Below are 12,448 nucleotides of genomic sequence, written 5' to 3' on the forward strand. Positions count from 1 at the left end.
AACCGGTAGTGCAGTGAAGGCCTGATTTTGAAAGGCTTTGGAGCAGAACAGGGAAGCAGAGTGCCGGATTTAAGAAAAAATGTACAAGCCAAAAATAAATTTATATGAAGACATCCTTTTTTTTAAAGAAATTACAGGAAGAACTGGAAGAAAAAGAAGAACTAACCATCGAAACCAATCTGAATGAACTTGAAAGTTATGATTCAATCAGTTTGCTCTCTGTGATTGCATTTGTTGATGATAATTTCGATAATAAAATTGATACAGATCTTTTTAGGGATATAGAAACTGTTTCTGATCTTATGGATATTATTGGGAGAGAAAACTTTGAAGATTAACCCAATGTATATTTAAAAGAGTAAAAGCCGCTTTTCAAAATTGAAGAGCGGCTTTTTATAGTAGTACGGAAACCGAGTTTGTATCTGTTGTTATTTTTTGTGGTAAAGGTCTTCCAGAATTCCTTCTACAGCATCAAAAATTTTCTGATTATCAAACTGGTCTTCTATGGTTTCCAGGTTCTTTCTGATTCTGGCGATAAGTTCAGGGTCCGTTAAAAAAGTTTTCATAGCAGCGTACATCTCATTTGTGTCGTAATTGATGAGGTAGCCTGTTTCCCTGTCTTTGATCATAATGCCTACGTCACCCGTATCTGTAGCAATGATAGGCTTCTGAAGGATCAGTGCTTCCGCAATCACCAGCGGCCATGCTTCAGATTCGGAAGAAAGAATAAAATAATCCGCGTTTTTAATATATGGATAAGGATTCATCCTGTTACCTGCTAAAATAAAGGTGTCCTGAACATTGTTGGCACTGATCTGAGCCGTAAGGTTTTGCATCTCTTCACCGCTTCCCACAATAATGACGCTATGGTGAAAGCCTTCGTCAATAAGCTTTTTATGAGCATCAATAAGTTTGTGGTATCCCTTCCTGTCGTGAAGACGGCCCACAGAAACAAAAACAGGTCCTTCCGGAAGAGGTTCAATTTTTTCTTCCGCCTTTCGTTTGATTTCTTCAATAGGAATGGCATTGATTACCACACTTTCCCTCGGGTATTGCAGGTCAGGGTAATAGTGATGCATCATATCCTTGATTTTCTGGGAGCAGTAGATCATATGATCAAACTGTGGAAAGCTTTTAAGGATATCAGGAACCAGAGGCTGCATTTTAGGGACATTGATTTCTGAGTGAAACCAGCCTAATTTCCGGGAAGCGGCATTGCTTGAATTAATCACTGAGGAAAATGTTGAATAGCTGGGAGCAACCTCAATATCAAATTTTATATTTCCTAAAACACGATCGTATATTTTAGGGTTTTTCTCAATACGGGACAGCTTGATCTTTCTCCTGAGCAGCTGTAGCTTATGGATCAGCGGGTTCTTGGAAAAATCTTCCCTGCCATCTGTTAGATAGAGTTTTTTAACATGTTTTGGAAATTCATCTCTCAGTTCGCCCTGATTCAGATTCAGGCAGACTGTGATATCAAATTTTTCAGGATTTAGATGAGTGATAATACTGAGAATCACTTTTTCTACACCGCCCATTTCCATAAAACGGTGCCTGAAGAGAACTTTTATTTTCTGATTTTCTGCTGACATTTACCTGAAAAGTTTTTGTAAAGTAATGAAGATTTTTCTTTTTATCCTATATGGAATTGAATTCTGATAGAGCAGAAGATTAAAAATTTCCTGCCGGCCCGGATAAGCTGCGGGAATTTTCATACCGTGTACTGCCTTTTCAATGGCAGAGGGACGAATGGCATCGTCCGGGTCTACAAAACAGCAGATGTCTCCTGAAGCCAGCTCAACAAGCTTACTTTTGGTAATACCTACACCGGAGTTTTTTTCATTTTCGAAGAACTTAAATCTTTTGGCTCCTGAAATGAGCGTCTGTGCCTGGGATTTTTCCTGATAAGATAATGCATCATCCCGGATGATAGCTTCCCAGTCTTTGTAGCTCTGGGACAACAGGGATTCATAGCAGTTCCTGAAGAAGGCCGCATTATTATAATGGGCAATACGTACCGAGAATTTCATCCTGATTAAAGAGATCTGAATGTTAAGTCTTGTCTATTAATCACCTGCGTATTGGCGGGGATATCTTTATAGATGGTACAGCCGGCACCAATAATGCAGTTATCACCGATGGTTACTCCTTTCAGAACGGTTACATTGCTGCCCAGCCAGCAGTTACTGCCTATTTTAATGGGAGCTTTTGTAAATTGGGACGAATAAAGTTTAAATTCAGGAGACGTTTCATACGCATGGTTATGATCGTATAGCTTGACATTCTCGCCAAACAAAGTATTTTCTCCTATGGAAATATGTTCAAGACAGTTGATGGAACAAAAGTTGTTCATGAAAAACCGGTCTCCGATTTCTAAAGTAGCCCCTTTCGTCACAAGGATACAACTGTAGTTTCTGAATTCTGCAGATTTTCCGATGCTTACCTTTTTTAAGTCTTTATCAAGGACAAAACGGCCCCCCGCACCGAGTCTGAGGTTTTCAAAAAAAACATTGGGATGCTTTTTCAAAAGGGCAAGCTGCTGCCTTCTGTAGATTTTTTCGAAAAAATTATAGAACATAACACATTAATTTTTATTTCACATTTGTTCGGACAAATATAAATGCTTATTGTGTAATTGTAAAAAAATATTTTTTTTGTCTTAGTATTTATGCATTTTTGGTTTATTGTTGAAAATACGCACGTTTTTTTATTGCCCTTTATGTTATTTTTCTTATTATCCTTTTAATGAGCGTATTTTGTTTTTCAAAAATAAAATTAGGAAGGCTTTCAATATCCTGAACGGCTTTCTTGTAAAGCACCCTGATCTGTCTCCTTTCAAGAGTATCCAATAAAACCTGATGCCAGTTTTTATATAATTTTTCTTTCTTCTTCTGATCCTGAGAGATTCCTTTCTGATGTATTCTATAAAGATAGAATGGTTTTTTTATGAAAAAGAAATTTCCTTTCTCATAAAGTTTTAAATATAAATCCTGATCTACAGATGAACTGATATTTTCGTTTATTTTTTCAGTAGCATCGTAAATTTCTTTCTTAAAGGTGAAAAAATGGGCAATGTCAAAATAAATATTAAAAAAATAAGGATCCCCGTTTTTTATTTCCCTGGAGTATGGAAAAAGCTTCTCAATATTGAGATTCCCGTCGCACACATAAAATTGAGAGTAGGTGGCCACGATATTTTTATCGGCATATATTTTTATGGATTCTTCCAGAGCATCAGAAGTAAGAGCATCATCGGGGTCCAAAAAGCCACAGATATCCCCTGTTGCCATTTCTGCACATCTTTTTTTGGTATATCCTGTTCCTTTGTTGATTTCGTTTTCATACAGGAAAAAGCGGCTGTCGCCGGCAATGAGTTCTTTGAGTACCTTTTTTTCAGATTCAGCAGAACAGTCATCTACAATAATTACTTCCCAGTTTTTATAAGTTTGTTGTAAAATGCTGTCAAAGCACTGCTTTAGAAATACTGCATTATTGTAATGGGCAATCAATATTGAAAATTTCATTCTCCTTATTTAAAAATTTGAACTTCTACAGTACTCAGAAGCTATGCAAAATCATATGTATTACAAAAAAATAAAACCGTCAAAAAAGATGCCGAAACGGATTTTTTTCATTTGTTTTATGCGAATATACTTCTTTATTGTCTTTTAAGAAAATCAACTATGTTTTATAGATAGTTGATAAATTTATGGTGATGGACATACGCTAAAATAAATATTATTAATCATTTTTAATAGACTAATAAAAAAATATTAATTTTGCTCATTGAAAAATGTACAAATGAGTGAAGTAACAAGAGTTCTCAAAACATTGATTGGGTATCTGAAAAGGCCTGATCTCTATCCGGAGCTAGGCCGGAAAATCATTAAAAACACGGTAAACAGAGGAAATGCTTTCAAGGGCAAGGAAAAAACAAATTCCTGGGCTGCAGGAAAAGCTGTTTCTCAAAACACAGCCATTAGTGCACTGTTTGGGTTTGGTTCTGATTCATTCCGTGCCGATTATGCTGATGTTCTGAAAACAGCAACACAAAAGGAAAAGGCCTGTCCTGTAAAAATGGGAGGCGCAGGAGCCCTGGAATTGCTGTATTATGCCTGTGAATTTACCAATGCTAAAAATGTAGTGGAAACAGGTGTAGCTTATGGATGGTCTTCGCTGGCATCGCTTCTGTCTCTCACAAAAAGAGAAGGAATGCTTTACAGTTCGGATATGCCATACCTGACACAGGATGGTGATCAGTACGTAGGATATGTGGTTCCGGAACATCTTAGAAGCAACTGGAAATTATTCAGATTTGCGGATAAGGAATCGTTACCGAAGATTTTTGCTGAAAATTCTGTTTTTGATGTTCTTCATTATGACTCGGATAAGAGCTATAACGGAAGAATGTGGGCGTATGAGGAACTGTATAAACACTTGAAAAAAGGCGGTGTCTTTATCAGTGATGATATAGGTGATAATTCTGCTTATCAGGATTTCTGCGAAAAACACGGTATAGAAACAACGGTGGTGGCATATGAAGGAAAATATATCGGCGTTTTCATCAAATAATTTTAAGACAGATTCAACACTATAAATAGATCATAATAAACAGTACTTTTAAGTGCTGTTTGTTTTTTTGATGATTTTTTCCTAAATCTGCATTTTTTTATCAAACAATTATTAAGCCTGTTAAACAGTTCTACTGAATGAAGATAAGCCAGATTACCTTTACACGATTTGTTGCCGCTCTGGCCATTGTCATCTCTCATTTTAATAAAGATATGTTTCTCTATAAGACTGAATATATTGCAGAGCTGTTTTTAAAGGCCAATGTAGGAGTCAGCTACTTTTTTATTCTTTCCGGTTTTATCATGATTATAGCCTATCATAAAAAAGAGAAGATCAGCTATTTAGAGTATTATAAAAACAGACTGGCGCGGATCTACCCGCTGTATGTATTCGGATTACTGCTTTATCTTATAACAAAATATGCCAATTTCAGTATCCCTTCAACAATTGTGTATTTACTTGGCCTACAGAGCTGGATTCCGGGTAAGGTGATGATCCTGAATTTTCCGGGATGGTCTATTTCCGTTGAGTTTTTGTTTTATATTATTTTTCCGCTGCTGTATAATTATTTTTACTCCAGAAATAATAAAAGTATCTGGGTGGTTGCTATACTCTTGTGGATTATAACACAGGCATTTTCCCATCTTTATGAGGCTTCGTCGTATTATAAAGGACTTCATACCAAAAGTCAGCAGTTTCTGTACTATTTCCCGCTGATGCATGTAAGTGAATTTCTGGTTGGGAATCTGGCCGGGATATTTTGTGTTCGTTATTTTAAACAGAAGAATTATGACATCCCTGTGATACTGATTTTTTCAGCAATTATGCTGGCATTGATTTTTGTTCCGCTTTTTTATCACAATGGGCTTATGGCTGTGCTTTTTATTCCTTTGATTATTTTGATATCCTGGAATAATGGGTGGGTAACGAAATTATTTTCATTAAAACCATTGGAATATCTGGGCGAGGCGAGCTATGCCGTTTATATTACCCATATCCCTGTTTTGTATATTTTAAGAGAGATTATAAAATGGAAATGGAAGACGCTTGATGTTAACAGTAAATTCTGGATTTATCTGGCCGTACTCATTCCGGTCTCCATGCTTTTCTATCAGTTTATTGAAAAACCGCTCCGAGATTATATAAAAAAAATAAATATCAGATAAAATCTTTATTTTTGTACCAAAGCAACACAATGAAAAAAAATATAACTGTTCCTGATACATACGGTTTTACTCACAGAGTAGTGCACCATGGCTCCAGAAAAAATAAAAACGAGCAGGTAAAATCGGGAACCGGTACATTAGGATTTTAATAAAATAAAAGAATTTATGTACAAAACGTTTTCCGAACTGAAAAAAGAACTCCGCAGGGATACTACTCAGCTCAAGAAGATCAAAGTTGCATTATTGGGGGACACCGCAACCCAGTTTCTTAATATTGCATTAAGAGGAACCGCCATAGATGAAGGTTTTGATCTGCAGATTTTTGAAGCTGATTTCGGACAGATTTCCCGGCAAATCCTTGATCCTACATCTGAATACTATGAGTTTAATGCGGACTATACTATTATCTTTGAATCTTCCCATAAACTGCTCAGCCAGTATTATAAATCCTATGATACACAGGCTGGGTTTGCGGAAAATAAAATTTCCGGCATTCAGGAGCTGTACAGCTCCATCCAGAGCAGAACCAAAAGCAGGGTGATCTACTGTAATTTTCCGGGGATCAACAATCAGGTTTTTGGGAATTTTTCCAATAAAGTGGAGTCTTCTTTTGTTTTCCAGCTCAATAAGCTTAATTATCTGCTGGCTGCTCAGATTGCAATAGAAAATGATAACTTTTTTATTGCAGATCTTCATTCTATTCAGAATAAATGGGGACGTGACTTTATGTTCTCACCGAGCATTTACGTAAATACAGAAATGGTTTTATCACTGGATGCATTACCTATTGTGGCCCGGCATATCACAGGAATTATTTCATCCCTGGAAGGGAAATTTAAGAAATGTCTGATCCTTGATCTGGACAATACGACCTGGGGTGGAATCATTGGAGACGATGGCCTGGAAAAAATCCAGATCGGAAGCCTGGGAATAGGAAAAGCATTTACAGAATTCCAGTATTGGGTAAAGGCCCTGCAGAAAAGGGGAGTGATCCTGGCCGTTTGCAGTAAAAATGATGAAGATAAAGCCAGAGAGCCTTTTGAAAAACATCCGGATATGGTCCTTAAGATGGAAGATATTGCCGTTTTTGTGGCGAACTGGGATAATAAGGCAGATAATATCAGAAAGATCCAAAGCATCCTGAATATAGGGTTTGATTCTATGGTTTTTCTTGATGACAATCCGTTTGAACGGAATATTGTACGCGAAAATCTCCCTGAGGTCTGTGTTCCTGAACTGCCGGAAGATCCTGCAGAATACCTGGAATATCTGTACAGTCTGAATCTTTTCGAAACAGCCAGTTTCTCGGAAAATGATGCAGAACGTACCAAACAGTACCAGGTGGAAGCCCAAAGAGCTGTTGACCTCGATAGCTTTACCAATGTGGAAGATTTCCTGAAAAGTATGGCAATGACTTCTGATGTAAAGTCTTTCGACAGTTTTTCAAAGCCACGGGTTTCCCAGCTGACACAACGCTCCAACCAGTTTAACCTGAGAACCATAAGATATTCTGAACAGGATGTAGACAACCTGATCAAATCCGATGATCATTATACACTTTCTTTCACGCTGGAAGATAAATACGGAGACAACGGACTGATCTGCGTGATAGTCCTGGAGAAAAAAGCCCCGGAAACACTTTTTATTGATACATGGCTTATGAGCTGCCGGGTCCTTAAAAGAGGAATGGAAGATTTTACCCTGAATACCATCATAGATACAGCGAAAAAGAACGGCTATAAATATGTGGTGGGAGAATATCTTCCGACTGCCAAAAACCAGATGGTAAAAGACCATTATGAAAGGCTGGGATTCTCAGAACAGGATCAGAAGTGGGTGCTGGATGTAGATACCTATCAGCATAAACAAGTATATATTAACATTAAATAATTATTTCCCATAACATTATGAACAAAGATGAAATTTTAGCTAAGCTTACCGGTATTTTCCACGACGAACTGGATAATGATGCCATTGTATTAAGTTTTGAAACCACCGCAGAAGATATTGAAGAATGGGATTCTCTTTCCCATATCCAGCTGATTGTAGCAGTGGAAAAGGCTTTCGGGGTACGATTTACTTCTTCAGAGATCCAAAGCTGGAATAATGTAGGAGAAATGATAGACTGTATACTCGCTAAATAATGATACTCCGGGAAAATCAGGAATTCAGGCATCAGTTTAAAGTGGATGACCGTATTTACAACGGTTTTATCTCTGTATTTGAGGACCGGAATGCACTTCATACGGATGAGGAATTTGCAAAAGATAAAGGATTTCCGTCCAAAGTAATGCACGGAAACATCCTGAACGGTTTTTTGTCTTACTTTATCGGGGAACTCCTGCCTACAGAAGATGTGATGATCCTTTCGCAGACCATCAATTTTAAAAATCCGGTATATCTGAATGATGTGTTGAATTTCGAAGCAGTCCTTACAGATCAGTCGGAAGCGGTCCGGGTAAATACCTTTGCATTTAAATTTATCAATGAAAACCTAAAGACCGTAGCATCAGGTAAAATTCAAATCAAAGAATTCTAATGAAAAAAGTGGTATTGACCGGAGGCTCGTCCGGTATTGGTAAAGAAATTAATCTTTTTCTTCTGGAAAAGGGATATGAAGTACTGTTTACATATTGCCATTCCGAAGCACCTGCAAAAGAAATAGAACATCAATTTTCCAAGGCAAAAGCTTTCCGGATTGATTTCACTTCGGGAGAGCAGATGAATGCTTTTCAGACTGAAATAGAAACCTTTGATCCGGATATTCTCATCAATAATTATTACAGCGGCAGTTTTATCGATACCTATTTTCATAAAACAGAAGCCGAGAAAATTCTTGAAGATTTTAAAAATAATGTGATGCCGGCCATTCAGGTAACCCAGAAATGCATCAATATCTTCCGGAAGAAAAAGCTGGGAAGAATTATCAATATCCTTTCCTCTTCAATGGTTTCGCCTGCGATAGGAACTTCCGTGTATAACTCCAACAAAGCCTATCTTCTTCAGATGAGTAAAAGCTGGGCTGTAGAGAATGTAAAATTCGGGATTACGTGCAATTCGGTTTCCCCGTCTTTTATTCCAACCGGTTTTCACAAAGATATGGATGAAAGAATGAAGGAAGTGATTGTTTCCGGATATCCGTTAAAAGACAAATTGGAAGGTGGTGATGTGGCCAATATTATTGAACTCTGCATCAATGGCGGGAAGCATTTTAACGGAAATCATCTTTTTGTGGATGCCTCCCATTATTAGACCTAAATAAAAATCAATGCAGTTTACATCTATTGCCTTTTTTCTTTTTTTTACCCTGGTTTTCAGTCTATACTGGCTGGCTGGAAGGAAAAATCTTAAACTTCAGAATATATTGCTGCTGGTTTCAAGTTATGTTTTTTATGGCTTTTGGGACTGGAGATTTCTGGCACTTCTGGCCGGAAGTTCTGCTGTAGCGTATTATTTAGGGCAGAAAATTGGGGCAAGCCAGGGAAGAGCAAAGAAAATATACCTCAATTCAGGACTGATCCTGGCGATAGGAACCTTATTTTATTTTAAATATTTCGGATTTTTTATCGACTCTTTTGCGGATTTGTTCGGCATTAAAAATAAACTTACCATTTCCATTATTTTACCATTGGGAATCAGCTTTTATACCTTCAGGATCGTCAGCTATTTTCTGGATATCAAAAATAATAAGCTGAAACCGGAAACGGATGCTCTGGCCTTTTTTAATTATGTAGCATTCTTTCCGAGCATGACCTCAGGGCCTATTGACAAGGGCGGATTACTGCTTCCCCAAATAAAAAAAGAAAGGATTTTCACTGAAGAGACAGGGGCTGATGCGGTAAGGCAGATCCTTTACGGGGCCTTTAAAAAATTGGTGGTAGCCAACAGTATTACCCCCATCACACAGTCCATTTTTCAAAATTATGATACACTTTCCGGTAGTACAGTAGCATTCGGGGCCGTACTTTTCCTGTTTGAGCTCTATGCAGATTTTTCAGGATACTCCGATATGGCGGTGGGATTTGCCCGACTTTTAGGGTTTAAGATCACCAAAAACTTTGCGTTTCCCCTTTTTGCGCAGAATATTGCCGAGTATTGGAGAAAATGGCATATATCACTTACTTCATGGCTCACGGAATATGTTTTTACCCCTTTGGTGATCCAGTTCCGCGATTACGGAAAAAGAGGGCTCATTGCAGCTATTATCCTGAATTTTATTCTGATCGGGGCGTGGCACGGGCCAAGGCTAACCTTTGTCTTATTCGGATTACTGCACGGGCTGTATTATATTCCGCTGATTGTAAAGGATAAGCTTAATAAAAAGAAAAAGTTTTCCGGGAATTTCCCTACCATCAAAGAACTTGGAAATATACTTTTAACCTTATTGATGGTATGTTTTGCACTCGTACTTTTTGCAGCACCGGATCTGGAAGCTGCTTTGGGCATGTATGGAAGAATTTTCAGCCTTTCCCTGTTTTCCGTTCCGCAGTTTATCAAAATTAAAGTGTTGGGGTTAATCGGGATTCTGATTATCATTGACTGGTTTAATAAGGACCAGGAACACGGACTGGAGATCAAAAGATTCAATCCACTCATCAGAAGGGCTTTCTACGTTTTCCTGATCTTTATGATTATGTATTACGGCGTATTTGCTAATGGAAACTACATCTATGAACAGTTTTAATTATGAGAAAGTTTTTATTTAAAATATCATTGTACATTCTTGGGGTTGCCGGCGTACTGCTGTTTCTGGGTTCTTATGCCGATGGGAATACGGATGACAACTACATGCATTTTGCGGTAGAAAAGCCTCATAATATTATTCTGGGAGATTCCAGAAGCGTGCAGGGAATAGTGCCGGAAATCCTGAAAACCAGGCTTTCAGTTCCTTTTGATAACTTTTCACTGAATATTGTAGAGTCACCATATGGTCCGGTGTATCTGAAAGCTTTAAAAAGAAAGCTGGATCCTGCTACCAACAACGGAATTTTTATTCTTACCGTAAGTCCGTGGAATCTTGCATTAAATGGCAGTGTAAACAAAATAGAAGACTTTCCTGAAGAGCATTCTCCACTGAATAATATGTATTTCTACGATAAATCGCCCAACTATGAATACCTGATCCGGAACTACAGTAAAAGCTGGTTCAGGATTTATTTGGACAGGGAAGAGATCGTGAGGTCTAATACTTTCCTCCATAAAGACGGCTGGATGGAAGTGAATGTAGACATGAACAAAGATTCCGTAGCAGCCAGAGCCGCTGTAAAAATTAAAGAATACAGGGCTGTATTGCATACTTACAGGTTATCTGAAGAGCGATTGCAAGCCATTAACGAAATCATAGACTATTTACAGCCTAAAGGAACAGTTTATCTGGTGAGAATTCCTACTTCCAAAAATATGATGGCTCTTGAAAATGAAAGATTTCCGGAATTCAATGCTTTGATGAAAGATCTTTCAAAGAGGCAACGGGTTAAGTTTTATGATTTTTCCGGACGTAGCGATGATTTCGTTTACACAGACGGAAACCATATGTACAGCAAATCTGCAAAGATTCTTACTGCTCAGATTGCAGATTCCATTGAGGCAGAAAAGAACAGTTTAAAATAATCAAGGCCCGGGATAAAACATTTTAATGATGATGGAAGTCTGATAGTGGATTATGGAAGTTAATGACTGAAATAACTTCCAGCCTCCCTCTTCCATCTTCCAGCATTGTATTAACCCAAACTCAGCTAAATAAATACTTTCTGAAATTAATATTGTAAAGTCCCGAACGGATACTTTTATGATCGGTCAGTCCGTATTTCAGGATCATTCCCCATTTTTGTAGTACAGGAGCATTGGCGATCTTAAAACTTCTGTGCATCCTGTTGATATGAAGTTTTACGTTATCAGGCATGTTCTCAGCGGAGGCCCATTTGTTAAGTTCTCCCCATAAAAGGACCCGGGTACTCGCCGGCTTTATTTTCTTTGAATCTACCTTTGTAATTCTGTTATTTTCATGTACACCGCGCATTCCGACAGCCTGGTCTAAAATACCCGGATAAAGATCCAGATAAAAAGAAAGTCTGATCAGGAACTCACTGTCCTGATGAAGCCTCAGATTTGTTCTAAAGCGGGGGTTCATTTTTCTCATTAAAGGCTCTCTGCGCACGGTAAGTGCATCAATACTGAAAAGTCCAAAGCTGCCCAGCATGTAGATCTGGCCCGGGAAAACATCTTTCGGACCGTGTTTTTTATGAACAGTAGTCAGTCTGTCTCCAAAGATCGGGTAATACTGTTCTTTTGCTTTTTCAGAATAATAATGAACTCCAAGTGCTCCGTACACACCTTCTACTTCAGGATTTTTAAAAAGTTCCCTTTCCGCGTCAAATCTGTTGGGAAGATAATAATCATCCGCATCAAGAAATGCGATGAAGTCTCCGGTAGATTTTTCTATTCCAAGGTTTCTGCTTGGACCTGCTCCGTGATTGCCTTTGTCAGGATGCTGGAAAAGCTTTACCCTGCTGTGTTTTTCAACAAGCTGCTGACATACCTCTAAGGCGTTATCCGGAGATTTATCCTCTACAAGGATCACTTCGTAGACTTCTTCAAACTGAAGCGCTGATTCTACTGCCTGCGTAACATATTTTTCAGCATTGTAAACGGGAATAACTACGGATATCTTCATGGGAGCAATTTAATATTCTTGTGTTTATACTCTA

At 38.0% G+C, this 12,448-nt stretch carries 14 protein-coding genes; 9 read left to right on the forward strand and 5 right to left on the reverse strand.

The window, feature by feature from the left end:
• The first annotated feature begins 104 nt into the window (after window positions 1-104).
• The gene (locus B7E04_RS05130; RefSeq protein ID WP_080777669.1) at window positions 105-338 is read left to right on the forward strand and encodes a hypothetical protein; all 234 of its coding nucleotides are present in this window, start codon (window positions 105-107) and stop codon (window positions 336-338) included.
• A gap of 90 nt (window positions 339-428) precedes the next feature.
• Here the strand turns inward: B7E04_RS05130 and B7E04_RS05135 are convergent, their stop codons facing one another.
• From B7E04_RS05135 to B7E04_RS05150, 4 genes are all read right to left on the reverse strand, one after another.
• The gene (locus B7E04_RS05135) at window positions 429-1,595 is read right to left on the reverse strand and encodes a glycosyltransferase (RefSeq protein ID WP_080777670.1); all 1,167 of its coding nucleotides are present in this window, start codon (window positions 1,593-1,595) and stop codon (window positions 429-431) included.
• Entirely contained in the window at window positions 1,596-2,033 is a 438-nt protein-coding gene (locus tag B7E04_RS05140; RefSeq protein ID WP_080777671.1) for a glycosyltransferase family 2 protein, read from the reverse strand.
• Window positions 2,034-2,038: 5 nt separating this feature from the next.
• Window positions 2,039-2,581: an acyltransferase gene (locus tag B7E04_RS05145; protein WP_080777672.1), complete on the reverse strand. Its 543-nt coding sequence runs from the start codon at window positions 2,579-2,581 to the stop codon at window positions 2,039-2,041.
• Window positions 2,582-2,720: 139 nt separating this feature from the next.
• Window positions 2,721-3,527, reverse strand: coding sequence for a glycosyltransferase family 2 protein (locus B7E04_RS05150; RefSeq protein WP_080777673.1), 807 nt, complete (start codon window positions 3,525-3,527; stop codon window positions 2,721-2,723).
• Window positions 3,528-3,804: 277 nt separating this feature from the next.
• On the opposite strand from B7E04_RS05150, the gene B7E04_RS05155 reads away from it, so the two are divergent.
• The 8 genes from B7E04_RS05155 to B7E04_RS05190 all read left to right on the forward strand — a co-directional run bounded on the left by B7E04_RS05155 (window position 3,805) and on the right by B7E04_RS05190 (window position 11,351).
• Window positions 3,805-4,575, forward strand: a complete 771-nt coding sequence (locus B7E04_RS05155) for a class I SAM-dependent methyltransferase (RefSeq protein WP_080777674.1) — start codon at window positions 3,805-3,807, stop codon at window positions 4,573-4,575.
• Between the two features lie 137 nt (window positions 4,576-4,712).
• A complete protein-coding gene (locus tag B7E04_RS05160) occupies window positions 4,713-5,741 on the forward strand; it encodes an acyltransferase family protein (protein ID WP_080777675.1) in 1,029 nt (342 codons plus the stop codon).
• A gap of 165 nt (window positions 5,742-5,906) precedes the next feature.
• Window positions 5,907-7,631, forward strand: a complete 1,725-nt coding sequence (locus tag B7E04_RS05165; protein WP_080777676.1) for an HAD-IIIC family phosphatase — start codon at window positions 5,907-5,909, stop codon at window positions 7,629-7,631.
• A gap of 17 nt (window positions 7,632-7,648) precedes the next feature.
• Complete coding sequence (locus B7E04_RS05170) at window positions 7,649-7,885, forward strand: acyl carrier protein (protein ID WP_062651185.1); 237 nt, start codon at window positions 7,649-7,651, stop codon at window positions 7,883-7,885.
• Complete coding sequence (locus B7E04_RS05175; protein WP_080777677.1) at window positions 7,885-8,280, forward strand: MaoC/PaaZ C-terminal domain-containing protein; 396 nt, start codon at window positions 7,885-7,887, stop codon at window positions 8,278-8,280. Before B7E04_RS05170 ends, B7E04_RS05175 begins: the two co-directional genes overlap by 1 nt.
• A complete protein-coding gene (locus tag B7E04_RS05180) occupies window positions 8,280-8,993 on the forward strand; it encodes an SDR family oxidoreductase (RefSeq protein WP_080777678.1) in 714 nt (237 codons plus the stop codon). The genes B7E04_RS05175 and B7E04_RS05180 overlap by 1 nt, the downstream gene beginning before the upstream one ends.
• 16 nt (window positions 8,994-9,009) lie before the next feature.
• Entirely contained in the window at window positions 9,010-10,425 is a 1,416-nt protein-coding gene (locus tag B7E04_RS05185) for an MBOAT family O-acyltransferase (RefSeq protein WP_080777679.1), read from the forward strand.
• Between the two features lie 2 nt (window positions 10,426-10,427).
• The gene (locus tag B7E04_RS05190) at window positions 10,428-11,351 is read left to right on the forward strand and encodes a hypothetical protein (protein ID WP_080777680.1); all 924 of its coding nucleotides are present in this window, start codon (window positions 10,428-10,430) and stop codon (window positions 11,349-11,351) included.
• 121 nt (window positions 11,352-11,472) lie between these two features.
• On the opposite strand, the gene B7E04_RS05195 is transcribed toward B7E04_RS05190, so the two are convergent.
• The gene (locus tag B7E04_RS05195) at window positions 11,473-12,414 is read right to left on the reverse strand and encodes a glycosyltransferase family 2 protein (protein ID WP_080777681.1); all 942 of its coding nucleotides are present in this window, start codon (window positions 12,412-12,414) and stop codon (window positions 11,473-11,475) included.
• Window positions 12,415-12,448: the final 34 nt, after the last annotated feature.

The sequence above is a fragment of the Chryseobacterium phocaeense genome, from assembly GCF_900169075.1.
In the GTDB taxonomy this organism is placed as follows: Bacteria; Bacteroidota; Bacteroidia; order Flavobacteriales; family Weeksellaceae; genus Chryseobacterium; species Chryseobacterium phocaeense.